This window comes from Synechococcus sp. PROS-9-1, assembly GCF_014279775.1.
GTDB lineage: Bacteria > Cyanobacteriota > Cyanobacteriia > PCC-6307 > Cyanobiaceae > Synechococcus_C.
The window spans coordinates 2201156-2225352 of sequence record NZ_CP047961.1 but is presented as its reverse complement, the minus strand read 5'-3'; the positions used below and the strand labels follow the sequence as shown (position 1 = coordinate 2225352).

Here is a 24197-nt window from a genome sequence, read left to right as displayed (position 1 = left end):
GTCTTCTTAGAGGAGGCGGGATCGTATGAGTTGCGCCCAAAGACTCTCACCGGCTTTTAACCCTCCTGTCTCTGCGGGAATTTCCAGCAATAGATCGCTCTGAACCAGGGAGCCAATGCGGGATGAGGCTTGCGAATCGCTCACCCGAGCCATGAGCTCTCCGTTGGCATTGACCTCCAAGCGAGCGCGGGCTAGTTCGGGTCGTCCTGGCCGACGAGCCAAAGCGTTGGCCAGCTTGACTTTGATGCGTGGAAAGTACTCAGGCTCCTGTTGACCCTCCAAGATCTGTAAGGCTGGCCAGAGCAGTTGTAGGGCTGTGATCGCTGCAGCAACAGGGTTTCCCGGGAGGCCAAAGAAAGGCACGGTCCCTTCCTGGTTTTTGATGTGGCCGAAGGCAAAGGGGCGTCCCGGCTTCAGAAACAGTTTCCAGAAACTCACTTGCCCTAATTCGTTCACAAGCGCTCGGATCCAGTCACTTTCTCCTGCTGAAATCCCTCCTGTGCTCACCACAACATCACAGGTTTTGCTGAGTTCAGCTAAGGCTCGCCGCAATTCTTCTGGTTGATCGGGAACCACGCATTTTGTATGCACTACCTGGTGGAGGCTGTTCAAGATCGCCTCAAGCAGGGTGCTATTGCTTTCCCATATGGCTCCTGCTCGTCGCTCTAGCCCGGCTGGCACGAGCTCATCACCGCTGATCAGGAGGCCAATGCGAGGTTTGCGATGGACCTCAAGCGTGGCTACACCGCAACCTGCTAGGCGTCCTAGCTGGGAAGGCGTTAAGCGCTGGCCATGATTTATCAATCGATCCCCGGCTTTGCATTCTTCATCTTCGGCTCGGATCCAGGGTTGATCCGAGACTTCAGCAGCCAAGGTCAGTTGCGTTTGGCTGGTCTCCACACATTCCTGTGGCAAGACCCAGCCTGCTCCTTCTGGGAGGGGGGCTCCGGTCAAGATACGGATGGCTTCACCAGCGTTTAAGACCCGATCAAATGGAGAGCCAGGAGCTGATCGACCTTGAAGGGTCCATTGTTGACCGACTCTCGGTTGATGGTGTTGCCCTAAGGCGTACCCATCCATGATTGAGGCTCGGAACCCTGGGATCGAGACAGGAGCGTTGATTGACTTGGCATTGACGCGCCCAAGCGCCTCATCAAGAGGCAAATTATCTAACGCATTGATTGGGCTGATGTCTGCAAGAAGACGATGTCTGGCTTCGCTAAGAGGTAATCCTTCGCGTCCATAGGGCTCAACGGGACCAGGCACCGTTGCGACCTCCATCTTTATGGGTGAGAGCGATCTGACCCAAGGTCATCCCTGGATCAATGGACTTGAGCATGTCGTAAAGCGTGAGTAATCCAATGGACACTGCTGTCATGGATTCCATCTCCACACCCGTGTTGTTTGTTGTGCGGCACCGGCAACACAGGATGAGTCCCGGTAGGGAGGAATCCGGTTCAATCGTGACCTCCACACCACTGAGTGGTAATTGGTGGCAAAGGGGAATCAGTTCCCAGGTCCGTTTCGCCGCCTGTATGGCTGCGACTCGCGCAACAGCGAGGAGATCACCTTTCGGTGTGTTGCCGGAACGGATCAGTTCCAGCGTGGTTGGCTGCATTTGAAGGCAGCCCCTAGCGGTTGCTTCGCGTTTCGTTGGACGGCGATCACCCACGTCAACCATGTGAACCTCCCCTGATGTGTTGAGGTGAGTGAGGCCTTCTTCCATGTTCAGCGGCTTCCTAAGGCAGACCAAAGCGTTGCCTCAGATCCCACAACTGGATCGACTACGGCTTTTGGCGATGCGTTGGTGGCCGTTGATGACGAAAGTTGCTCAACCAACTCGCTGCGGGATCCCATATCGGCCCAGAGGGTGGCTGGTGAAGCAATCACTGGCTCCACTTGTGCATTGGGTCTAGTGCCGTCGATCGCAACCCCGCCTTGACTGAGCACCATTTGTACCGCAAGTGAGCCAACAATGAAGGCTCCTAGAAAGCCCGTCGCTATTGCGATTTGGCTGCGATTTCCTGTAGAGACGACCCCAGAGTTCATGCCTAAATCGAAGAATTCAGACTCTCACTATGGAAACGTGTTGAGTGAATCGCTACCAAATGCAGCAAAAGCTCCAGGATAATTCACATTCTTGATGCCGTAGGGCGTGCCTGCATGTGCATTGGCTTCGCTGGTATACCAACCGTGAAGAGAGCCAAGCAGAAGTCCAAGTGAAATGGCTAAACGCATCGAAGAGGCCATAAGATCGCAAAATCTTCTCTTTGAACGTTGAAGTTCGAGGTTGCGAATGAAACCATTTCGAGGGCGATGTCTACAAATGGTTCAATGCGAACATTTTGCGTCGTTCAATGCATGAATCAAGCCAGTCATTGCTTTGGATTTGAGAAGGATTTTGTGGGGAACTGGCGTTGCATTCCTCTTTGTGTGCGCCGGAAACTAGATCTCATCGGTGTCAAACTAAAATTGAGCCATTGGCTTGAGCTCACTCAGGAACAGCGCCAAATGCTTGTGGATTGGCCTGATGAGTTGCCAGCTTTGAATGCATTGCGTGAGCACTTGCGACTGCTCACTCGGTTGATGGCAGAGGGGATGGCAAAAGACTTGCCGATTGCGGTGGATGAACCTTGGCAAGTGTTGGGAGAGCTACCCAGCATTGTGAAGGAATCGGCTCGAAAGAAATCGATTGAGATTAGTGTTAGCCAATGGGCGTCTTTGTTTGAATTAGAGCGTTTTGCTTTGTGTAAATTGGCGCGTCCTGGCCATGATCACCACAATTTGGATGCTGCGTTCAGCGAAATGCTGGGATGATCATGCGTCGCAATCTTTTTAAGCGATTGCCTTGCTGTTCGATGGGTTTAATGACGGAGACAGCGGGGGCCACGATGACGGCACTGGCCTTCAATTCAGGTTGTTTCGAAATGGGGCAAGCATGGTCATGCATTAGCGCATTGACCTCACAGGCTTGAGTTTGCGTAAAGCCCCAATGCATGGGAAGAAACACCGTGCCCTTTCGGATCTTGTTTGTGACCAGCACGCGAGCGGTGAGTTGTCCGCGACGTGAGCTGATGGCGGCGAGTTCGCCATGTTCAACAGCGAACTGATCGGCATCCTTTGGGTGAATTTCAAGCAGGGGTTCGGGGTGCATCTTTGTTAAGCGCTTCACCTTCGCGGTGCGCGTCATGGTGTGCCACTGCCCCAGATATCGGCCAATGGTGAGCACCAGTGGGTAGGTGTCACAGGGTGGTTCTGCAAGACCACGTGGTTGGTCGGTACAGAACCGTGCTCGTCCATTCGCGGTTGAAAACTTCTGATTGGTGTACAGCCGTTTTGAATCTTGAGATGGTGAACTGTCTTGTGGAAATGGCCATTGTTGTGGTCCTTCTTTGGCCAGAACGTCATGACTTAACCCTGAAACATCACACAACCGCTTTTTCGTTAGTGCTGTGAATTCTGTATAGACCTCGGCTGCAGAGTTGTATGCGAATTGTTCTTTGAAACCAAGTCGCCGTCCGATCTCGGCAAAGACCTCCCAATCAGCACGGCTTTCTCGATGGGGATTCCTAAATGCAGGGCAGTAAGTCACTCTTCGCTCAGAGTTGGTCATGGTTCCGGCTTTTTCGCTCCATTGAGCGGCTGGTAGAAGGAGATGGGCGTAATGGGATGTTTCGGAGTCTGTATAGGCTTCGCTAACGACGACCAATGGGCAGCGCTTCATCGCTGCTTTAACGCGCTCGAGATCTGGCATGCTTACGAGAGGGTTGGTCGCAGCAACCCACCACAAATCAAGATCTCCTCGCTCCATCGCTTCCACCTGTTGCCAGGCCGTTAGGCCAGGCTCGGGTGCAATTTTCCCTTGAGGAAATCCCCAGGTTTGCTCGACTTCAGCTCGATGCGCTGGGTTTGTGACTTGACGATATCCAGGAAGAAGATGGGAGAGTCCGCCGGCTTCTCTGCCTCCCATGGCGTTGGGTTGTCCGGTTAGAGAAAAGGGTCCGGCTCCTTCTTTGCCAATTTGGCCTGTTAATAAGTGCAGATTGATGATTCCACCCACTACTGCGGTTCCTTCTCGCCGTTGATTCACTCCCATAGACCAGAGGCTCAAGACTTTTTCGCGGCGATGAAAAAGTTGGGCGACTTCTCGTAGGCGTTTTTCTGGAATGCCACAAAACAAGGCCACTCGTCTAGGCGTCCAACGGGCTACGACATCAAAAAAGGAGTCGTAGTTGTCTGTGCAGTCATCGATAAAGGTAGGATCTTGTCCGTTTTCACGCATTACCAGGTGGGCGATGCCGTGAAGCAGAGCAAGGTCACTCCCAGGAGCTACTGCTAGGTGAATGTCAGCTGCCTTTGCTGTATCGGTTTGGCGCGGATCCACCACCACGATGGTGACCGAGCCGGGATGTTTCTTTTTGCGTTTTAGTAATCGTTGAAAGAGCACTGGATGGCATTCAGCGGTGTTGGTTCCGATCAGGAATGCCACAGTGCAGTGGTCTAGGTCTTCATAGCTACATGGGGGACCATCTGAACCCAAGCTGCGGGTGTAACCCGCAACAGCAGAACTCATGCAGAGTCTTGAATTAGCGTCAAAGTTGTTAGTTCCTAGCGCTCCTTTGAGTAGTTTTTGCGCCAAATAATAGTCTTCAGTGTGGAATTGTCCGGAGCCATACATTGCAATGGAGTCTGGTCCCTTGGATTTCAGACTTGATTTGATTTGATTTGAGATGCGATCAAGAGCTTCATCCCAGCTGATCGGTTGGAAGTCGTCATCAAGACTGGTTCGACCAAGGGGTTGATCCAGTCTTCCCCTTGACAGGGTTTCTCCGACTGTGGCCCCCTTGATGCAAACCTGGCCGAGACTTGATGGATGCAGTCGATCTCCTCTAGCTGTCCACATGGGAGTTCCATCAGCATCTCGACGGACGGCTTCCCCTTTTTTTGCCGGTGGTCGCAAGTCCAAACCACACCCCACTCCGCAATAAGGACATTGACTGCGAATGGTTGTGTTTGGCTCTGCCATGGTTTTGATATAGGCGAATTAGAAACACCCTGTGCCAAAGCCACAGGGTGTGATTAAGTTATGAGTAGATCGTTGGTGTTAATTGTTAGCGAATTCAGGATTCGCTGTTTCTCCTTCATGAAGGTCATCGAAGGAACCCTTGGGTTCTTTGAGGAAAAAGAAGCAGAAGAAAGCAACAATCAGGCCAGCGACCCCCAAGACTTGAAAGAAAGCACTATTGGAGGCTGCGATGATTTCTGGTGAAGGATCCTTACCCCCACCCATCCACATCGGAAGCAGACTAAAAATTGTGAGATAAGTCACGGCTCCAACGTTGCCATAAGCACCAACCAAACCAGCGACTTGTCCTGTGACGCGTCGCTTTACCAAAGGAACGAGTGCAAACGTAGCCCCTTCTCCTGATTGAACGAAGAAGGAGGCAAGCATGGTGATCAACACAGCAATGATGATCCCTGTTGTTCCACTGAACGTGCCAGGTTTGATCATGCTCATGACGAGGTAACCAATCCCTAAACCTCCGGTTAAGAATGCCATCGTGTTCTTACGACTGCCGAGCTTGTCGGAGATCAGACCGCCGGCAGGTCGAGCGACAAGATTCACAAAAGCAAAGCAAGAGGCAAGGATGCCCGCGGTTGCCTTTGGGAGATCAAAAGTGGTTTCGAAGAATGTTGGCAACATCGAAACTACTGCCAACTCTGATCCAAAGTTCACAATGTATGTGAGTTCAAGAATGGCAACCTGCTTAAATTCATAGCGATCTTCTTTGGGGTACGTCTTCGTACCCATGATCAGCTCTCGATTGGTGCGAATAATTCCCCAGGTTTGAAAGATAAACCAGATCAGAACTGCACCTAAGGCCAGTGGATAGGTTCCTGCATTCAGGAAACCAACCTTTTGTAAGCGCCAGCAGAGTACACAGAGGATGGCTGCAAATGGAACATTCATTCCCAGCAATCCCCAGAAATCACGCATTGATGTGACTTCCAAGCCTGCTGTGCGCTCAGGCCTTTGATACGTTTTACCAGGAGGTGTATCGCTAACGTTGAAGTAATAAATAAAGCCGTATACGGCAGAAATAATTCCCGTAAGAGCAATAGCACCACGCCAATTAAGGACAGCGCCTGAGGGAAGTTCAAAACCGCCTGAGAACGAGAGCCACCCGGCCAGTCCTACGAGTGTTAGGGCCGAGAACGCTGATCCGAAATTGCCCCAACCGCCATAAATCCCCTCAGCCAGACCGATCTCTTTTGGAGGGAACCATTCGGCAACCATGCGGATCCCGATTACAAAGCCTGCACCCACGATGGATAAAAGCAGGCGTGCAACAACTAATTGATTGAAATCTTGGGCTGAGGCGAACATCAGGCAAGGAATGACTGAAAAAACCAGCAGGCTGGAATAGGTCAGTCGAGGCCCGTATTTGTCGAGGAGCATTCCAATCAGAACGCGGGCTGGGATTGTTAGCGCCACATTGCAGATCGCAACGGTACGGATTTGACCGAGAGTTAAGCCTAAATCGGCTTTAACGGTGGTAGCCAAAGGAGCCAGGTTGAACCAGACAACAAAGGTCAGAAAAAATGCGAACCAGGTGAGATGAAGAGTTCTGTATCTCCCCTGGAACGACCAGAGTTCTCCAAGCATGGGGGGTAATTGTGTGTGTAATTAAACCCCGGCTTCTAAAAAATGCGCTGAGGAATCAAGTTGCGGCGCACATGCAAACCGCCTTTATATTTCATCATTGGATCGTCATTGCCTTGGTTTCAATGGATACGGAATGCAAGGAGGTGAAGATGCTTGTCCTTGGTCTTTCGTCTTCTTCGCTACATTTTGGCCTCTGAGATGTCCAATCTTTTGATGGAGATGGATGTGTTATCGGTGCAGGGGCTTCGAGCTTGTCTGCTTTGCGGAGGGATGAGTCGTCGCATGGGACGAGACAAATCACTCTTGCCTCACCCACAAGGTGGCTGTTGGTTGTCGCACAGTATTGGTTTGTGCCGTCGCCTAGATCTGCCAGTTGATGTGGTTAGCTCAATTTCCAGTCATCATCAGTTGGCTTCAAGGTTTGATGGGGTTGAGTGCAGATTGGATCCCTTCCCTGGTCAGGGGCCTTTGGCTGCTTTGTCGGCTGTTTTTGGTCAGGAGAAGTTTCTTGCTTCACTCGTCCTTCCTGTTGATATGCCTTGGTTAGAGCCTTGGGTTCTGATCCAGCTGATTCGTGCTTGGCAGGAGCAGCCTTCCTTGGCTGTGGTGTCGCATGACAGTAGACAGCTTCAACCCCTGTTTGCTATTTACCCCAATGACAGCATTTATCGAGAACCCCTATTGCGTCAGCTGGCTGATCATCGGCTGAGCATGCATGATTGGCTTGGGAGGGTTCCGTATCGGGTTCTTGCTCTGCCGATGGGGCCGTTGCGCAATGTCAATTGTCCTTCTGATCTAGCAACTCTCGAAGAATGATAAAGCCAACACGTGTTCTTGATCTCTTGGCTAGGCCGTTGGGGGTTGTAAGGTTGTCCCTAACCGCTAAATGTAACTTAGCGTGTCCATATTGCTGCCCTGAAAGTATTGAACCTCCGGGTTTGTTGCACACACGCGATCAACTTCGCTTGATCCAAGCGGCCTGTCAATTGGGAGCACATACGCTTCGACTCACCGGTGGTGAACCCTTGCTCACCGACCGCCTTTGGCCGCTTCTTGATGCCCTCTCGCTTGGAAGGCAGACGGCTGCTCACCCTTTCAGTCGTTTGAAAGAGGTTGCCATCACCACCAATGGTTCTCTTCTCGATGATGAGAGGGTGAGACGTTTGCGCGCGGCAGGAGTCGATCGTATTACGATCAGCTTGGATGCTGTTGACGGCGCGAGTATCGCGCGAATGGCTGGCTTGCGTTCTGGTCCTGAGGCTGGGAATGCTCTGTTGGAGCGGGTGTTGGCTGGCATTGATGCGGCTCGTGCTGCTGGGTACAACCCTGCGCATGGAAGTCTGAAGCTCAATGCCGTGATCCAACGAGGCTGCAATGACGATCAGTTGATTCCCTTGGCACAGCTGGCCAGACAACAAGGATTGCAGTTGCGTCTGATCGAATATATGGATGTAGGCAATCGCAATGGCTGGTGTCGTGATCAGGTGATGCCAGCGAACGAGATGATTCAGCTCCTTCATCGCCATTGGCCGCTTCAATCCATTGGTCGACAACCTGGGGGAACAAGTAGTCAATGGCTTTATCAAGATGGTGAAGGGTCTATTGCCACAATTGCTTCAATTACGGAGCCATTCTGTTCTGATTGCAATCGTCTTAGGATCACTGCAGATGGGCAAGCCTTTACCTGTCTATTTGCGAGTGAAGGCCTTGATTTGCGTCCATGGCTTCGTATGGAGGTCTCCGACTCGGAGCTTGCAGAGGTGATGGCTCAGCTGTGGACTGGGCGTTCAGATCGTTTTAGTGAAGAGCGTGGATTGATGCAGAAAGGGAATCATCATGCTGAGATGGCTTATTTGGGTGGATGAGTGGCCTTTGCTACGGATTGAAAGAGATATCGGCGTTAAACCTGGGTTCTAAATCTTTGTTGAGATGTTTGAACTTATTCCGTACACGCGTTTTCGAGATACCCCATCTGTTCGTTTTTTTGATGTCACGATTCCTGATTCGAATGCTCGCGACTTAGTTGTTCACCGTGGGCCAGCGGTGAGTCCGCCGGATGCTGAAGATAGTGGGGCATGGCAGTTTTATCTGCATCCTCATCAGGACGATAATCTTCTCGCCGCCAGTGGTGGAAGAACTTTTTATTTGGTGAACTTGGCTTGGGAGCATCCTTTTCACATCGTTCGTTTGGACAGTGGTGGTGACATTCTCAATATTCCAAGAGGAACATTCCATCGCTCTTTGTCTGATCCCGATGGATCTGTTGTTCTTAATCAGGCCAAGCGAAATTCCAATGTATGTGTAGATAGAGAGTTCCGTGTTTACAACAGCCTGAAGATCCCAAAGCTCTATCAAGTCACTTCAAAAGCGGCAGCGCGTCCGCTATTGCATGGTCTTGCACCTGTCCTTCAGGCAGCGTGAGTTGTCTCTTGAGCCGTGTCCTCGGGCGGCCAACTTAAGACCTGTGCCTTGATTGTCCAGTTGAGGTTGCTGATGGTGTTGGGTGGACCTTTGAAATCGCCTGAAACAGCAGCGGTTAGTTCTGGATTTGATGAGCTGGCTAGCACGATGTAGCGCTCGCTGATTTCGCATCCAGCGCTGGGGTCAAAACCACGCCAGCCTGCTCCGGGAAGATAGATCTCGGCCCAGGCATGAAGGTCATAGTCAGTGGGGGCAGGATCGGTGAGTTGATACCCGCTGGTGAACCGTGCAGGCAGACCAACGCTCCTACAACATTCCACCATCAACATGGCTAAATCTCGGCAAGAACCCACCCTTTCTCTCAGGGTTCGGCCGGCTGGCCAGGCTCGACCTAAATGTCGCTCGGTGTATTTCACACGGTCTTGAATGGTCGCCATCAGTTCGCGCAAAAACGGCAAGGTTTGCTGGTTTCCTCCCATCAAGGCGTCTTGGGCTAGGGCTACGGCTGAGGGATCGTGCTGACCGTTTGGTAACCAGCCTTCCAGCGCACCGTATAGATCACGATTGAGATGTCCGCGGGGGTAGGGGAGCGGAGGATTCAGTGGGGTGAAGCATTCTTCAAGTGCCCTTGCAGCTTGGGTTTCCACTTTGCTGTGAGCCTCGATGCACAAATGACTCGTTGTACCTTGAAAGCAGATCCGTTGAATCTCATCTCCACTGGCTGCTACGAGAGCATGCTGATGGCTTGGTTCTGGAGACACGATCAGCTCGTGCTCAAGGAGCCGCTGATGACCGTGACCTCTGGGTTGGAGGCACAGGCGGTGTGCTCCAAGACTGATGGGTGCGTCGTATTGATACGTAAGGGTGTGGGTCAGCTCAACGAGCATGATGGGTCTGTCGAAATGGTTGAGAGGTCCTGCGGTGTGTGATCGGCGGTGGGGAAATAGCTTTTCTGAATGAGCCCATGCAGTTGATTGAGATCGGTCTGCAGTTGATCAATCACTTCATGCAAACCGCGGTTGATCAGAGACTCAATGCGGACATAACTCCACTTGGCCACGAGCTGACCGCGCAGGCATTCGAGGTCGTCAGGTGAACCTGGAATGGGCTTGTGTTGAATTCGCTCCAGGGTGTCGTTGATCTCTTGCAAGCAAAACCGTACGGATCTGGGAAAAATCGGATCCAGCAGAAGAAAACGTGCCACTGAAATGGGACTGATTGCTTGTTGGACGCTCTGCCGATACATCTGATAAGCCCCAGCGGTACGGAGAAGAGCAATCCATTGCAGCTCATCCAGCACTCCCCCCACTGCGCTGGGGACTGGTAACAGCAGAAAGTACTTCACATCAAGGATTCGGGAGGTTTTATCGGCTCTTTCAATCAGCCGGCCTAGACGGCTAAACAACCAGGCTTGATCGCGGCTGAGTGTGACGTCAGTGATGCCATAGAACAGTTGGCAACCGCGACGAATCGTTCGAAGTTGCTCTTGGTCTGGTTCACTCCATAGAACTTCTCCGTCTTGAAGACTCCAAAAGAGATCGTTGATGTGTTCCCACATCTCAGTAGAGATGACATCACGGATTTGGCGGGCGTTCTCGCGTGCATTCGAGATGCAGCTCACAATGCTGTTGGGGTTGTCGAGGTCTAGAAGCAAAAAATCTCTGACATCTTTTGACGATCGACGCGGATAGCTTTGATCAAAGTGCTGGCGATCACCATTCGCATCGATTAAGGGCAACCAGGGTTCAGCGTTGCCGCTGGGATTGTCCAAAGCCATCGCATTGCTTACCTCGAGAAAGCGAGAGATGTTTTCGGCGCGCTCTACAAAACGGTTGATCCAATAGAGGGAGTCCGCGACGCGGCTCAACACGGCATGGCCTCCAGATGTTCAATCGGTGCTTGTCGATCACTCACCACCCAGGTGTCTTTGCAACCGCCGCCTTGGGAGGAATTCACCACTAAAGAGCCACGTCTTAAGGCGACGCGGGTGAGTCCACCTGGACTGACCCAGCTGCTTTTTCCACGCAGAACATAAGGACGTAAGTCCACATGACACGGATAGAGCTCACCCTCACTGATGGATGGAACTGTGGAGAGCTGCAATGTGGGCTGTGCGATGAAATTTCGAGGATGAGCCTTGATCTTCTCGGCAAAGGCCTCGATTTCGTTTGTTGAGGCGTGGGGACCGATCAACATTCCATAGCCCCCTGCTTCAGCGACCGACTTCACCACGAGTGATCCGAGGTGTTCCAGCACGTAGGTCATGTCATCTGGCCTGGAGCAGAGATAGGTGGGCACGTTTTCGATGATGGGTTCCTGCCCGAGGTAGTAGCGAATCATCTTGGGAACGTAGGCGTAAATGAGCTTGTCGTCGGCAACGCCTGTTCCTGGTGCATTGGCGATAGCAACGTTGCCCTTGCGCATCGCGTCCATCAGGCCAGGCACTCCAAGGATGGAATCTTGGCGGAACACATTGGGATCGAGAAAGTCATCGTCAATCCGTCGATAGATCACATCAATTCGCTGCAATCCCTCTGTGCTGCGCATCCATACATATCCGTTCTCACAGATCAAGTCTCTACCTTCCACGAGCGTGACTCCCATTTGCTGGGCGAGGTAGCTGTGTTCGAAATAGGCGCTGTTGAACACTCCTGGAGTGAGTAAAGCCACGCGTGGAGAGTCACTCCAGAAGGCCAGGTCTTGGAGTGTTCTCAGTAAATGAGAAGGATAATCGTCGATCGCTTGGATGTGACTACCCACAAAAAGACTCGGAAATAATCGTTTCATAACACGACGGTTTTCGAGGAAATAAGCTACTCCTGAGGGACATCTCAAGTTGTCTTCCAGGACTCGCCAATTGCCGTCACCATCCCTGATCAAGTCAAGTCCAGACACATGACACCAGCGTCCCAACGGTAATTCGATATCTTGCATTTCTGGTCGCCAACCCTGAGAACTTTCTACGTCTTCTCTAGGGATTACCCCATCGTTAAGAATGTGTTGTGGCCCATAAATATCTGCCAAAAAATGATCAATTGCGTCAAGGCGTTGCAGTAAACCCTCCTCTAATGTGTTCCACTCACTTTTATGAATCAATCTGGGCAAGGGATCAAAAGGAAGGATGCGTTCTGCTTCGCGGGGCCCTGAGCCGTTGATTCTGAACGTGGCTCCAAGCCGTCTCAACAGATTGCTGGCAGAGGCATGGTTACGTTGGAGTTCTGCTAAGCCGATGGCACCGAGTGAGTTGAGCAGAGGCTCTAAATCTGCACGCGGGGCAGCCTGCTTTCTGCAGAAATACTCGTCATATCCATGGGATGGCCGGTATTCCTTGAACATCGCACTAACGGTTATTGGGGGTATCCAAAAACTGGAGTGCCTCTTGCTCAGGTGTTGTTTGTTACTGATTCCTGGATCGTTCCTTTAACTCAAGCTTGGCTTCTGCCTTTTGGTCGTATCGATCACCTATTGCTCGATTTGCGAGTGCACGATCGCGATCAAGTGGTGGACGAACTGATGGTGATTTATGAGCGCAGTCAGGATCTCTGGGCGCAACAGTGGCGCGATGAGTTGTCAGAACTGCGCACTTTGAACCGGACGATTCAGCGGATGTATGAGAGGCCGCGGTACGTCAGTTGAACGGACCTTTTCTGGGCCTCCACCTGATGTGCTTGATACACACTGCGGCGATAGGTGAGCTGCACATTGGCTTTGTGTGCTGCGTCATTGAGTTGCTGGTAGGTGTGGCCCCGGTACAGAAGAGTGGTCATAAGACGTTCCACGAAGCAAGCTCAGGTCCCCGTTCCATGGCCTGAGTCGAACTGCGCCTCGCAAGGGAGCGAGGTGAACGCTGCGTATCAGCTGATACAGCGTAAGTATTCGAATCTCACCAGATCTTTGGCGTTTGCTTCGATACAAAGTTATGAAAACGTCTTGTTTTATGTATGGAGCTGGTTCGTTAAGTCCGTCAGGATTTGACCCATGGCAATCCGGCCGCGGCGTTCAACCGTTGCTCCGATGGTGGTCCACTGTTGCCTCAGTAGGGCAGGGCCATCGCGGCCTAGGGCGCCCACCACGTAGTCCTGGTCATCAGCGATCCAGCGCTTCAGTGATTCTGCGGTGACCTCCCAGTGGCACTGCACTCCTGCGGCATGGTCGCCGATTCGGAAGAGTTGTTCTGGGCAGTGCAGAGATGAGCCCAGCAGGCTGGCCTCCTTAGGTAGGCGAATACGGTCGCCATGCCAATGCAGCACCGGCTCGCTGGCGTGGAGCCCCCGCAGCGAGGGATCGTCGCTTGGATCGACCACCCAGTGGATCGCACCGATGCCCACTTCCAGCAGCGGTTGGGGTGGCTCTCCAACCTGCAGCGGTTCAACGGTTCCTCCCGCTGCAACGGCCAGCAGTTGCGCTCCGAGGCAGATGCCGATGACCGGTTTCCTCTGTCGGTGCCATTCCACCAGCCAATCAAGTTCGCTTTGAAGCCAGGTCAGGTTGGATCGGTGGCGATCGTTCACCCCCATCGGCCCCCCCAGCACCAATGCGATTGTGTTTGGGCAGGTGCTGGGATCGGGGAGGGTATCGCCTCGGTTTGGTCGCAGGATTTTGATCGTCATTCCCCGCTCGTCGGCGATGGTGCCAATCAAGTCAGCTCCCTCGCGATCAACGTGCTGGATCACCAACAGGGTGGTGGTCACAGCAGCAGATAACGCTGGGCGAGGGGCAACACCTCTGCTGGTTCGCAGGTGAGTAGTTCACCGTCGGCAAATACCTCATAGGTCTGCGGATCCACGCTGATGTTGGGTAGGGCTGAATTGAGTTTGAGTGCACTTTTGCCCACGTTGCGGGTGTGTTCTACGGCGATACAGGTGCGTTCCAGCCCGAGTTTGCTTTGGATGTTGTCGTTCATGGCTGCATCGCTCATGAAGGTGAGGCAACTGGGCGCAAGGGCTTTGCCGAAGGCTGCAAACATTGGTCGCCCATGCACAGGACCTGGCGTGGGGATTGAGGCATTGGCATCACCCATTTGGGCCCAGACGATCGAACCGCCTTTCACAACGAGTTGAGGTCGTATGCCAAAGAATCCTGGTTTCCAGAGCACCAGATCGGCGAGTTTGCCTGTCTCCACAGACCCCACCTGACTGCTGATGCCATGGGCGATTGCTGGATTGATCGTGACCTTTGCGATGTAGCGCTTTAGGCGGTGGTTGTCGTTTCGGCTTGAGTCCTCGGGTAAGGCTCCGCGTTGAACCTTCATTTTGTGGGCGGTCTGGAAGGTGCGTGTGATCACCTCTCCCACCCGTCCCATCGCTTGGGAGTCGCTGGCGATGATCGAGAAGGCGCCGAGGTCGTGAAGGATGTCTTCAGCAGCAATGGTTTCGCGGCGGATGCGTGATTCCGCAAAGGCCACGTCTTCTGGGATTTTGGGATCAAGGTGATGGCACACCATCAACATGTCGAGGTGTTCTTCGAGTGTGTTGCGGGTGTAGGGCCGGGTGGGGTTCGTGCTGCTGGGAAGCACGTTCGCTTCGCCGCAGATTTTGATGATGTCTGGTGCATGGCCGCCGCCAGCCCCTTCAGTGTGAAAGGTATGAATCGTGCGGCCTTTGATCGCGGCGATGGTGTCTTCAACGAAGCCGGCTTCGTTGAGCGTGTCGGTATGGATGCAAACCTGCACATCCATTTGATCGGCTACCGACAGGCAGGCATCAATGGCGGCAGGTGTCGTGCCCCAATCCTCATGAAGCTTCAGTCCACAGGCACCAGCGCGCACTTGCTCTTCTAGGGCTTCAGGGGTGCTGGCATTTCCTTTTCCGAAAAATCCCAGGTTGACGGGCAGCCCCTCGGCGGCCTGGAGCATTCGGCTGATATGAAATGCACCAGGGGTGCATGTGGTTGCATTGGTCCCTGTGGCCGGTCCGGTGCCGCCGCCCATCAAGGTGGTCACACCACTGGCTAGGGCTGTTTCGATCTGTTGGGGGCAGATGAAATGGATGTGCGTGTCAATGCCACCAGCGGTGAGGATGTGCCCTTCACCAGCAATCGCTTCGGTGCCGGGTCCAATCACGATGGTGACGCCTTCCTGGATGTCGGGGTTGCCGGCCTTGCCGATGCCAACGATGCGGCCATCCCTGAGGCCGATATCGGCCTTGACGATGCCCCACCAATCAAGAATGAGGGCATTGGTAATCACGGTGTCAACGGCGCCGTCAGCCCGGGAGGTTTGGGATTGGCCCATCCCATCTCGAATCACCTTTCCGCCGCCGAATTTCACCTCATCGCCGTAGGTGGTGAAGTCCTTCTCCACTTCAAGGATGAGTTCGGTGTCCGCTAAACGAATGCGGTCTCCAGTGGTTGGCCCATAGGTTTCGGCGTAGGCCTGGCGGGAGATGCGGTAGGGCATGAATCAGGCGTCGAGGGGTCCGTTGATGTGTCCGTTGAAGCCGACCACGCGGCGTGCTCCAGAAAATGGGATCAGATTCACGTCGCGGTTGTCACCGGGCTCGAAGCGAATGGCCGTACCAGCTGGAATGTCAAGCCTTTGGCCGCGTGCAGCGTCACGGTCAAAGATCAGGGCAGCATTGGCTTCTTGGAAATGAAAGTGGGATCCCACCTGCACGGGGCGGTCGCCACTGTTGGCAACGGTGAGGGTTGTGACCTCTCTGTTGGCGTTGAGTTCAAGCTCACCGGGTTCGGCTAGCAGTTCACCGGGGATCAGGAGTGCCATTCAGAGGAAGCCTCAGCGAATCGGATCATGCAAGGTCACAAGCTTGGTTCCGTCCTGAAAAACCGCCTCGATTTGAACCTCGTTAACGAGTTCTGGAATTCCTTCCATCACTTGGTCGCGTCTCAGCCATGTGCTGCCTTCTTGCATTAAGTCGGCCACACTCTTGCCATCTCTGGCTCCTTCAAGGACCAAAAAACTGAGCAAAGCTACGGCTTCAGGGTGGTTGAGCTTGAGTCCACGGTTGAGACGACGTTCCGCCAGGAGGGCGGCGGTAACGATCAGCAGTTTGTCTTTTTCCTGAGGGCTGAGGTGCATGGTGACCTTGCACTGACTTTAGTTTCTCTCTCTCTGGGCCAGCAGAAGGTTCAGAATGAACCTTCTGCTGGCCTCAATGGATGCTCTTGCAAAGGCCAGACCCTGGGAATCTGTGGCGCTGCCAGGTCTCGTTCCTGACGGGTTCGAGCCCAGATTCTGCTGAACCAGAAACGGGCATCACGGCTTGATAAACCGCTGTAACGGGCGATCAGGCCCTGGGGGAGAACGCCGCAATGCATGCTTCCTTCGAGTTCCTTGCGATCCTCCCGAACCGCATCGAGGAGGGTGTTGATCCTTTCTGTTTGGAGAGGGAAGGGTGCCGCCCAAACCAAGGTGCCAAAGACGGGTTGCTGATTTAGTCCATGGACCCCATTCAGCGCTTCGTCGCTGATTTCCAGTCTGTCAACGAGTTCCCAGCGTCTTCCCTCAGGCGTTCGGCGTTGGAGCTCAATACTTGATCTCCAGCGGCCCTTCCCCAATGTTTCGTTTGCGGCAGTGCGCCCCAGACGTACGATTTCCGCGCTGAGAAACGAGCCATTTAACGGCAACGTGATGCTTAGGTTTTGCTCAAATAGTGCGTCCGCATAGAGCACAAGCTCTTGGGGAAGCCACTCCAAATCACTCCCTGCATCAAGGTTCGCCTTCACGTTTTGATGGGCCCAAGCTCCCTGGGGGTTGAGCTTGCTGCGACCTACTGATCCATAAACCTTTTGAGCGGCCACGCTGGTGATCAGGCAGCGACTATCTCGTTTCAACGTCAGGTTGATGCTCAATTGGTCTCCCCCCACGAGGCCACCAGCGGTGTGAAGCAGTGGCAGCTCGCAACGCCCGTTCTCTCCACGCTCGGCGCGCATCAATTTCAGGGGAGCGGTGCAGCCCCCTTGATGCTGACTGCCGCTGCTGCCTGCAAAAAACTGCAAGTTGCAGGTGCCGTGCCATGGATCAAGTCGATGCATGGAGGCACGCTCGACGCCAACACTCCTCAGCTCTGTAGCAAGCACTACCAAACGATGGTGTGCTGTTTGGGCAGTCTTTGTTGTGTGATCTTGTTGGTTGTCTAAACCCTTGGATGTTGGCTTGATCGTTTTGGACCATCGCCTCAGGTCTGAGGAGTTATCGCCCAACGGCAGCCTCTCGGTGATGGAGTTGCCGCTGAGCGCCCACCAGCGCACGGTGCTGCGTGGCCGTCGTCGCACAGCCTGTGGTCGAGAGGTGTTGTTGCAGTTGCCGCGCGAGCGCGCCTTGATGCCTGGTGATCGCCTTACCGATTCGCATGAGCAGCTGCATGTGCTGGTTACCGCTGCTCCTGAGGAGTTGTTGCGAGTGGAGGCAGCAACGCCGTTGGCATTGCTTGAGGCTGCTTATCACCTAGGAAATCGCCATGTGGCTCTTGAGTTGCATGAGCATGAGCTGTTGTTGCTCGATGACTCCGTGCTCGCCACCATGCTCAACGGTCGTGGATTGAAGGTGACACGGTGCTGTCGTCCATTCATGCCTGAAGGCGGTGCCTATATCGGTCATCAGCACTCATGACATCGCTTGCATTACTGCAGTTGGTGAGTCCTGCCTTGCCCGTTGGTGCATTCAGTTATTCCGAGGGTCTTGAAGTTTTGATCCAAAACGGTTCTCTGATCGATGCATGCGATCTTCAACATTGGATTGAAGCTGAGCTTCAGAGGGGTGCACTGAGGTTGGAGGCTGCGGCGTTAAATCCATTGCGCGTTCAACTTCAAAGCTGGGAGGAAGAACGGTCAGTGATGCCCAGCGACTTGATCTCTTTGGATGGCTGGTTGCTGGCTGTGAGGGAGTCGGCTGAGATGCGTGCCCAGCAAACACAGATGGGCGGTTCATTGCTGGAGTTGATGGCTGATCTTGGACATCCATTGCCTCAACCAGTGGTTCTGGCTTGGCCCGCGGCCTGGGCGTGGGCAGCCCTTTCCTTGAAGATTTCTGAGCTGGAGATGGTTGAGGGTTATTTGTATGGCTGGGTTGCGAATCAGCTCAGTGCAGCGGTCCGCTTAGTTCCAATTGGCCCCACCACGGCTCAAAGGATCCAGAAGCAATTGATGCCGATGATCAGTTCACAGGCTCTTGTTTTGAGAGCTCAGGATCCGAAGGCACTTTGGAGTGGTGGTGCTGGTGCAGGGCTCGCCCAGTTGGCTCATGCTGAGTTGTATTCACGATTGTTCCGGAGCTGATGAGCAGCAAACTCAGGCTTGGCGTCGCCGGTCCGGTGGGCTCTGGCAAGACAGCGCTCGTGGAAGCGCTCTGCAGGAGATTGCGCGATCGCCTGCAATTAGCGGTAGTGACCAATGACATCTATACGCAAGAGGATGCCCAATTCCTGACGCGCTCAGGTGTGTTGGAGCCGGAGCGGATCCGTGGTGTTGAAACCGGGGGGTGCCCCCATACGGCGATACGAGAAGACTGCTCCATCAACCGAGCTGCTGTGAGTGACCTGGAGCGTCAGTTCCCTGGGCTTGATCTGGTGATGGTTGAAAGCGGTGGCGACAATCTTGCGGCCAGCTTTAGTCCCGAATTAGTGGACCTTTGTCTCTATGTGATTGATGTAGCGGCTGGGGACAAGATTCCACGTAAGGGTGGCCCAGGAATTACACGGTCGGATTTATTGGTGATTAACAAGATTGATCTGGCTCCTCTCGTTGGTGCCGATCTAGCAGTCATGGAACAGGACACGCTGAGGATGCGGGGGGATCGACCCTGGTGCTTTACCAATCTTCGAACTGGGGAAGGACTCGATCGCGTGGAAGCGTTTGTGTTGCAACAGCTACCAAAGTGAAGCGTATTTAGGTGTTTACCGGCCAAATTGTCCCGATTGATACAGGAACCCCTTGCTCTTGATCTGTACCTTTCGTTCTCCGGCGTTTAAGCGCCGTTTCACTTGTTTTCGGTACTCATGAGTTCATCATTGTCCAAGCGTCTATTTGCCGGCATGGCCGCAGCGTCGCTGGGTCTGGCCGTCACTGCGTGCGGTGGTGGCGATGAGAAGGCCTCCAACGTCGAATATGACGACAACGTCACTGTCGGGATCCTCCATTCCTTGACGGGCACCATGGCGATTTCTGAGTCCACCTTGGTGGATACAGAAAAGATGGCCATTGATGAAATCAATGCAGCCGGTGGTGTGGAAGTTGATGGCAAGAAGTACAAAATTGACTACATCGTCGAAGACGGTGCCTCTGATTGGCCCACTTTCGCTGAGAAGTCCAAAAAACTCATCGATCAGGACGAAGTACCTGTTGTTTTCGGTGGCTGGACCTCTGCTAGCCGCAAGGCAATGCTTCCGGTTTACGAATCGAAGGATGCTTTCCTCTACTACCCGATTCAGTACGAAGCACAGGAGTGTTCTAACAACATCTTCTACACCGGAGCGACTCCGAACCAGCAGTCGGAGCCCGCAACCAAATTTATGTATGAGAAGTCGCCTGCCGCTGGCAAGCCTTTCTTCTTAGTTGGTTCTGATTACGTCTTCCCACGGACGTCCAACACGATTACTAAATCCCAAGTTGAGCAGCTTGGTGGAACCGTTGTCGGTGAGGACTACCTTCCACTCGGTAATACAGAAGTTGCACCGATCATCGCCAAAATCAAAAAGGCTTTGCCTGACGGCGGTGTCATCATCAACACCCTGAATGGTGACCAGAACGTCGCCTTCTTTAAGCAGATCCAGGACGCTGGCATCACACCAGCCAACGGCTACTACGTGATGAACTACTCCATTGCGGAAGAAGAGATCAGCACGATTGGATCTGAGTTCCTGGAAGGCCATTACGGCGCTTGGAACTACATGATGTCGATCGACACCCCTGCATCCAAGAAGTTTGCTGCAGACTTCAAGGCTAAATATGGTGAAGACCGCCAGGTCGCTGACCCTCAGGAGTCGGCCTACAACATGGTTTATCTGTGGAAAGCAGCTGTCGAGAAGGCCAACTCCTTCGATGACAACAAGGTTCGTGAAGCTCTCGTGGGCATCACCTTTGATGCACCGCAGGGTCCTGTGGAAGTGATGCCAAACCATCACTTGTCTCAGACTGTCCGTATCGGTCAAATCACAGCTGATGGTCAGTTCGACATCCTCGAGGAGACCGATGGACCTATTGCACCACAGGCTTGGAACCAAATTCACCCAGATTCCAAAGGCTATGCCTGTGATTGGACTGATGCATCAAAAGGTGGCAAGTACAAGCTCTGATCTCTGTATCTCAGATATCTTGATCTTCTTGTGATTCAAGGGAGGAGTTCGGTTACGGACTCCTCCTTTTGTTGTTTTTTTGTCCTTGATTTCAGCTCGTGCAACTGCTGCTAGAAAGCCTCTTCAATGGTGTCGCAATCGGCTCAGTGCTGATGATGGCCGCTCTTGGATTGGCCATTGTTTTTGGTTTGATGGGTGTGATCAATCTTGCCCATGGTGAGTTGATGATGCTTGGGGCTTACACCACTTACGTGGTGCAAATGGTCTTCAAGCTTCCCGCTTTTCAACCTATTTATGGCCTCTATGTATTGGTGGCAATTCCTTTGGCATTCGTTGTCAGTGGAGTCGTTGGGATCCTTCTTGAACGCACAGTAATTCGACGTCTTTATGGCAGTCCGTTGGAGACGTTGCTGGCTACTTGGGGTGTGAGTTTGATTTTGCAGCAGTTTGTTCGCAGTGTTCCTTTAGCGCATGCGGCTGGGCTGATCCTGGCTTTGGTGCTCGGATTTGGTTTGCCATTGGTGCTGCCTCATCGGTTTTTTGAAGGAGCTCGGGCACGCATCAACCGCGCCATCACCTGGGCGGTGTCTGCCCTTGGCGGTGTCTTGCTTGCTGGTGTTTTGGCGTCGCAGATCAGTCGCATTGCCCGGGCCACATCCCGCAATGTCGACGTCACGGCACCGAAGTGGATGCGGGGTGGCATCGAGTGGATGGATATCACGTTCCCGGTTCCACGCCTGGTGATCATCGTGATGACGATCGTCGCAGTGGTCGGTGTTACATGGTTCCTCAATCGAAGCGTCTGGGGGATGCGCATTCGTGCCGTAACTCAGAACCGTTCGATGAGTGATTGCCTTGGCATTCCTACCGACACCGTTGACGTGCTCACCTTTGGTATCGGCTCTGGCCTGGCCGGTGTGGCTGGCGTAGCGGTGTCACTTTTAGGTTCCGTCGGCCCAAATGTTGGTGGTTCTTACATCGTGGGCTGCTTCATGGTTGTGGTGCTCGGAGGTGTTGGCAACCTGCTCGGCACCGTTCTTGCCTCCTTTGCGATCGGCTTGTTAACGGACCTCATTGGGGCCGGACGATTGCTCACGATCTGGCCAGATATGCCGTCGCCTTTGGCTGGAACTGTGACCTTTTTTGCCACAACCAGCATGGCTCAGGTCTTGGTGTTCGCCTTGATTGTGGTGTTCTTGCAGTTCCGTCCAGCGGGCCTCTTCCCGCAGAAGGGACGCATGGTGGAGGCTTAAAACAATGATGAATGCTTTTCAACAACGCCGATGGCCCCTGGTGATTCTCTGGGTGTTGATCATTGCGGCAATCGTGGCGGCACCATCGGTGCTGCCCGTGTTTCGACTCAATCTTTTGGGCCGCTTCCTTGCGTTGGCCATTGTTGCTCTGGGCATCGATTTAATTTGGGGTTTCACAGGCCTGCTCAGCCTTGGCCAGGGCATTTTCTTTGCACTCGGCGGATATGCGGCTGCGATGTACTTGCAGCTGAACAGCTCGGGAGATTTACTCAACGGCATCCCTGAGTTTTTCACCCTCTATGGGGTAGATCGTCTACCTGCTTTCTGGCAGCCGTTCCATTCGCCATGGTTCACCCTGGTGGCGATTTGGCTGGTCCCTGGGCTGTTGGCTGGCCTGCTTGGCAACCTGGTTTTTCGAAATCGCGTTAAGGGTGTTTATTTCTCAATCCTTACCCAAGCTGCGTTGTTGGTGTTTTTTAACTTCTTCAACGGTCAGCAGAAATTGATTAATGGAACCAATGGACTCAAGACCGATGTGACCCAGTTGTTCGGTCAGATGGTGGGGTCGGCGGAGATGCAGCGTGGCTTTTTTTGGGTCACTGCTGTGATGGTGATCCTGATGTGGCTGTTTGTGCGCTGGGTGGTGCGTGGTCGCTTTGGCGATGTGCTGATTGCCATTCGAGATGATGAACCGCGCCTGCGCTTCGCGGGGTACAACCCCACGTTGTTTAAGACGTTAGTTTTTGCCATTGCTGGCAGTTTGGCTGGCATTGGTGGAGCTCTTTACACCGTTCAGTCTGGAATTGTGTCCCCCCAATTCATGACGGTGCCGTTCTCAATCGAGATGGTGATTTGGGTGGCTGTTGGTGGTCGCGGCACCCTTGTTGGCGCGATCCTCGGAGCGGTTGCGATCAACTACGCCAAGAGCCTGGTGAGCGAAGCCATGCCCCAGAGCTGGCTGTTTATCCAAGGTGGGTTGTTCATTCTTGTGGTGACGGCATTGCCTGAGGGTGTGATTGGTTGGTTCCGTGGAGAAGGTCCAAGGAATCTGATGACTCGTGTGGGTTTTCCTCGGCCTATCGGTACGTATCCGCAACTTGAAGTTGATGGCAATGATGAGGTGCAGCCATGAGCAGAATCGTTTCTGGCTCCAGACCACTGCTGGAGCTCACGGACATCACAGTTAGTTTTGACGGTTTTCTTGCCCTTCGGGACCTTAATCTCAGCTTGCGGCCTGGGGAATTGCGGGCGGTGATTGGTCCCAATGGAGCTGGGAAGACCACGTTTCTAGATGTCATCACTGGAAAGGTTGCGCCTAGCTCAGGAGGCGTGCTCTTTAAAGGTCGCTCTCTGGTTGGAATCCCAGAACACCGCATTGCTCGACTTGGAATCGGACGCAAATTCCAAAGCCCTCGCGTGTTTGAAGATTTAACGGTTCAAAACAACTTGGCATTGGCTGTTAGTCGGTCTAAGCAGCCTTGGACCTTGCTTTTTGGTCGAATTAGTGCCGAACAGCGCGACCAAGTTCACCATCTTATGAACATCGTTAATCTTCAGTCTCGTGCCGACTGGAGAGCAGGAGCTCTGTCTCATGGACAGAAACAGTGGTTGGAAATTGCGATGTTGGTTGGTCAGGATCCAGACCTCTTGCTGGTGGATGAACCAGTTGCAGGTCTTACTGATGAGGAAACTGATCTTACGGCTGATTTGCTGAAGTCTTTGGCTGGAGATCACACTGTCTTAGTGATTGAGCACGATATGGAATTCATCCGTCGTCTTGACAGTCCTGTGACGGTGTTGCATCAGGGCCATGTTCTTTGTGAGGGATCGATGGACCAGGTGCAACAAGATCCTCGCGTGATTGAAGTTTATTTAGGAACCAAGGAGGACGACGCTCAATGACAATGCTGGAGATTCGGGGCCTCAATACCTATTACGGCGAGAGTCACATCCTTCGAGATGTTGATTTGAGGGTCCTTGCAGGGGAAATGGTCTGCCTCATTGGCCGCAATGGCGTGGGTAAGACCACTCTTCTGAAGTCTCTGATCGGTTTGCTTAAGCCACGGTCTGGTGAGATTGTCTTTGAAGGTAATGGAATAGAGCGTCAACCTCCTCATCGGCGAGCAAGGTCAGGAATCGGTTATGTGCCTCAAGGGAGAGAAATTATTCCTCAACTAACTGTTGAAGAGAATTTGATGTTGGGGATGGAGGCCCTTCCAGGAGGTCTTGCTCGAAATCATCGTATCGACCCCTTTGTTTATGAGCTCTTCCCAATTCTCCAGGAGTTTCTTTCACGTAAAGGTGGTGATCTTTCTGGTGGTCAGCAGCAGCAGCTTGCCATTGCTCGTGCTCTGTTAGGTCAGCCTAAATTGTTGCTTCTTGATGAACCCACTGAGGGGATTCAGCCCAATATTGTGCAGGACATTGAGGCTGCCGTTCAACGAATTATCGCTGAGAAAGGGATTGGCGTTTTGCTGGTGGAACAGCATTTGCAATTTGTGCGCCAAGCTGACAGGTATTACGCCATGCAGCGTGGCGGGATTGTGGCGAGTGGGTCTACGGCTGAGCTCAGCCAAGACGTGGTGGATCGTTTCTTAAGTGTGTGAG

28 protein-coding genes are annotated in these 24197 nt (G+C 53.2%); 13 read left to right on the top strand and 15 right to left on the bottom strand.

Translation table 11 applies throughout. The features are described from left to right. Positions 1 to 6 precede the first annotated feature (6 nt). From SynPROS91_RS11835 to SynPROS91_RS11820, 4 genes are read right to left on the bottom strand one after another with little or no spacing between them, the layout of a single operon-like run. A complete protein-coding gene (locus SynPROS91_RS11835) occupies positions 7 to 1266 on the bottom strand; it encodes a molybdopterin molybdotransferase MoeA (RefSeq protein ID WP_186519807.1) in 1260 nt (419 codons plus the stop codon). Continuing rightward, the gene (moaC, locus tag SynPROS91_RS11830; protein WP_186517191.1) at positions 1250 to 1726 is read right to left on the bottom strand and encodes a cyclic pyranopterin monophosphate synthase MoaC; all 477 of its coding nucleotides are present in this window, start codon (positions 1724 to 1726) and stop codon (positions 1250 to 1252) included. The genes SynPROS91_RS11835 and moaC overlap by 17 nt, the downstream gene beginning before the upstream one ends. Positions 1727 to 1728: 2 nt before the next feature. Continuing rightward, the gene (locus tag SynPROS91_RS11825; protein WP_186517189.1) at positions 1729 to 2049 is read right to left on the bottom strand and encodes a hypothetical protein; all 321 of its coding nucleotides are present in this window, start codon (positions 2047 to 2049) and stop codon (positions 1729 to 1731) included. Positions 2050 to 2076: 27 nt separating this feature from the next. Then, the gene (locus tag SynPROS91_RS11820; protein ID WP_186517187.1) at positions 2077 to 2250 is read right to left on the bottom strand and encodes a hypothetical protein; all 174 of its coding nucleotides are present in this window, start codon (positions 2248 to 2250) and stop codon (positions 2077 to 2079) included. Positions 2251 to 2361: 111 nt separating this feature from the next. Between SynPROS91_RS11820 and SynPROS91_RS11815 the strand changes: the two genes are divergently transcribed. After that, positions 2362 to 2817, top strand: coding sequence for a nitrate reductase associated protein (locus SynPROS91_RS11815; protein ID WP_186517185.1), 456 nt, complete (start codon positions 2362 to 2364; stop codon positions 2815 to 2817). On the opposite strand, the gene SynPROS91_RS11810 is transcribed toward SynPROS91_RS11815, so the two are convergent. Beyond that, positions 2798 to 5026 carry a molybdopterin oxidoreductase family protein gene (locus SynPROS91_RS11810; RefSeq protein ID WP_186517183.1) on the bottom strand — a complete coding sequence of 743 codons (2229 nt, stop codon included), beginning with the start codon at positions 5024 to 5026 and terminating at the stop codon, positions 2798 to 2800. The two genes, SynPROS91_RS11815 and SynPROS91_RS11810, sit on opposite strands and share 20 nt — an antisense overlap. Positions 5027 to 5104: 78 nt before the next feature. Further along, positions 5105 to 6667, bottom strand: coding sequence for an MFS transporter (locus SynPROS91_RS11805; RefSeq protein WP_186517181.1), 1563 nt, complete (start codon positions 6665 to 6667; stop codon positions 5105 to 5107). 153 nt (positions 6668 to 6820) lie between these two features. On the opposite strand from SynPROS91_RS11805, the gene SynPROS91_RS11800 reads away from it, so the two are divergent. From SynPROS91_RS11800 to SynPROS91_RS11790, 3 genes are all read left to right on the top strand, one after another. Continuing rightward, positions 6821 to 7483: a molybdenum cofactor guanylyltransferase gene (locus SynPROS91_RS11800; protein ID WP_255439812.1), complete on the top strand. Its 663-nt coding sequence runs from the start codon at positions 6821 to 6823 to the stop codon at positions 7481 to 7483. Then, the gene (locus SynPROS91_RS11795) at positions 7480 to 8532 is read left to right on the top strand and encodes a GTP 3',8-cyclase MoaA (RefSeq protein ID WP_186517179.1); all 1053 of its coding nucleotides are present in this window, start codon (positions 7480 to 7482) and stop codon (positions 8530 to 8532) included. The genes SynPROS91_RS11800 and SynPROS91_RS11795 overlap by 4 nt, the downstream gene beginning before the upstream one ends. A gap of 64 nt (positions 8533 to 8596) precedes the next feature. Further along, entirely contained in the window at positions 8597 to 9088 is a 492-nt protein-coding gene (locus SynPROS91_RS11790) for a redox protein (protein ID WP_186517171.1), read from the top strand. Here SynPROS91_RS11790 and SynPROS91_RS11785 read toward each other — a convergent pair. From SynPROS91_RS11785 to SynPROS91_RS11775, 3 genes are read right to left on the bottom strand one after another with little or no spacing between them, the layout of a single operon-like run. After that, positions 9076 to 9975: a transglutaminase family protein gene (locus SynPROS91_RS11785; protein WP_186517169.1), complete on the bottom strand. Its 900-nt coding sequence runs from the start codon at positions 9973 to 9975 to the stop codon at positions 9076 to 9078. The two genes, SynPROS91_RS11790 and SynPROS91_RS11785, sit on opposite strands and share 13 nt — an antisense overlap. Beyond that, positions 9960 to 10958, bottom strand: coding sequence for an alpha-E domain-containing protein (locus tag SynPROS91_RS11780; protein ID WP_186517167.1), 999 nt, complete (start codon positions 10956 to 10958; stop codon positions 9960 to 9962). The genes SynPROS91_RS11785 and SynPROS91_RS11780 overlap by 16 nt, the downstream gene beginning before the upstream one ends. Beyond that, positions 10952 to 12424 carry a circularly permuted type 2 ATP-grasp protein gene (locus SynPROS91_RS11775; RefSeq protein ID WP_186517165.1) on the bottom strand — a complete coding sequence of 491 codons (1473 nt, stop codon included), beginning with the start codon at positions 12422 to 12424 and terminating at the stop codon, positions 10952 to 10954. The genes SynPROS91_RS11780 and SynPROS91_RS11775 overlap by 7 nt, the downstream gene beginning before the upstream one ends. Between SynPROS91_RS11775 and SynPROS91_RS11770 the strand changes: the two genes are divergently transcribed. Next, the gene (locus SynPROS91_RS11770) at positions 12398 to 12724 is read left to right on the top strand and encodes a hypothetical protein (protein ID WP_186517163.1); all 327 of its coding nucleotides are present in this window, start codon (positions 12398 to 12400) and stop codon (positions 12722 to 12724) included. The two genes, SynPROS91_RS11775 and SynPROS91_RS11770, sit on opposite strands and share 27 nt — an antisense overlap. Here the strand turns inward: SynPROS91_RS11770 and SynPROS91_RS11765 are convergent. The 6 genes from SynPROS91_RS11765 to SynPROS91_RS11740 form a co-directional block, all read right to left on the bottom strand. Further along, positions 12688 to 12867, bottom strand: coding sequence for a DUF4278 domain-containing protein (locus SynPROS91_RS11765; protein WP_370586772.1), 180 nt, complete (start codon positions 12865 to 12867; stop codon positions 12688 to 12690). The genes SynPROS91_RS11770 and SynPROS91_RS11765 overlap by 37 nt on opposite strands. A gap of 156 nt (positions 12868 to 13023) precedes the next feature. Then, entirely contained in the window at positions 13024 to 13779 is a 756-nt protein-coding gene (locus SynPROS91_RS11760) for a type 1 glutamine amidotransferase (RefSeq protein ID WP_186517161.1), read from the bottom strand. Then, complete coding sequence (gene ureC / locus SynPROS91_RS11755) at positions 13776 to 15485, bottom strand: urease subunit alpha (protein ID WP_186517159.1); 1710 nt, start codon at positions 15483 to 15485, stop codon at positions 13776 to 13778. The genes SynPROS91_RS11760 and ureC overlap by 4 nt, the downstream gene beginning before the upstream one ends. Before the next feature lie 3 nt (positions 15486 to 15488). After that, positions 15489 to 15809, bottom strand: a complete 321-nt coding sequence (locus SynPROS91_RS11750) for an urease subunit beta (protein WP_186517157.1) — start codon at positions 15807 to 15809, stop codon at positions 15489 to 15491. Positions 15810 to 15821: 12 nt separating this feature from the next. Further along, entirely contained in the window at positions 15822 to 16124 is a 303-nt protein-coding gene (locus tag SynPROS91_RS11745; RefSeq protein ID WP_186517151.1) for an urease subunit gamma, read from the bottom strand. A 50-nt stretch (positions 16125 to 16174) separates the two neighbouring features. Beyond that, complete coding sequence (locus tag SynPROS91_RS11740; protein WP_186519804.1) at positions 16175 to 17080, bottom strand: urease accessory protein UreD; 906 nt, start codon at positions 17078 to 17080, stop codon at positions 16175 to 16177. A gap of 109 nt (positions 17081 to 17189) precedes the next feature. Here SynPROS91_RS11740 and ureE point away from each other — a divergent pair, with 109 nt between their 5' ends. The 8 genes from ureE to urtE all read left to right on the top strand — a co-directional run bounded on the left by ureE (position 17190) and on the right by urtE (position 24196). Further along, the gene (gene ureE, locus SynPROS91_RS11735) at positions 17190 to 17657 is read left to right on the top strand and encodes an urease accessory protein UreE (RefSeq protein ID WP_186519803.1); all 468 of its coding nucleotides are present in this window, start codon (positions 17190 to 17192) and stop codon (positions 17655 to 17657) included. Beyond that, the gene (locus SynPROS91_RS11730) at positions 17654 to 18322 is read left to right on the top strand and encodes an urease accessory protein UreF (RefSeq protein ID WP_186517149.1); all 669 of its coding nucleotides are present in this window, start codon (positions 17654 to 17656) and stop codon (positions 18320 to 18322) included. Before ureE ends, SynPROS91_RS11730 begins: the two co-directional genes overlap by 4 nt. After that, positions 18322 to 18924: an urease accessory protein UreG gene (ureG, locus tag SynPROS91_RS11725; protein ID WP_186517147.1), complete on the top strand. Its 603-nt coding sequence runs from the start codon at positions 18322 to 18324 to the stop codon at positions 18922 to 18924. The genes SynPROS91_RS11730 and ureG overlap by 1 nt, the downstream gene beginning before the upstream one ends. Positions 18925 to 19041: 117 nt before the next feature. Next, positions 19042 to 20337, top strand: coding sequence for an urea ABC transporter substrate-binding protein (urtA, locus tag SynPROS91_RS11720; protein WP_186517146.1), 1296 nt, complete (start codon positions 19042 to 19044; stop codon positions 20335 to 20337). A 98-nt stretch (positions 20338 to 20435) separates the two neighbouring features. Next, positions 20436 to 21590: a branched-chain amino acid ABC transporter permease gene (locus tag SynPROS91_RS11715; protein ID WP_186517144.1), complete on the top strand. Its 1155-nt coding sequence runs from the start codon at positions 20436 to 20438 to the stop codon at positions 21588 to 21590. A 4-nt stretch (positions 21591 to 21594) separates the two neighbouring features. After that, complete coding sequence (urtC, locus tag SynPROS91_RS11710; protein WP_186517142.1) at positions 21595 to 22722, top strand: urea ABC transporter permease subunit UrtC; 1128 nt, start codon at positions 21595 to 21597, stop codon at positions 22720 to 22722. Next, complete coding sequence (gene urtD, locus SynPROS91_RS11705) at positions 22719 to 23492, top strand: urea ABC transporter ATP-binding protein UrtD (RefSeq protein WP_186517140.1); 774 nt, start codon at positions 22719 to 22721, stop codon at positions 23490 to 23492. Before urtC ends, urtD begins: the two co-directional genes overlap by 4 nt. Beyond that, entirely contained in the window at positions 23489 to 24196 is a 708-nt protein-coding gene (gene urtE, locus SynPROS91_RS11700; protein ID WP_186517138.1) for an urea ABC transporter ATP-binding subunit UrtE, read from the top strand. Before urtD ends, urtE begins: the two co-directional genes overlap by 4 nt. The last annotated feature ends 1 nt before the right edge of the window (position 24197 follow it).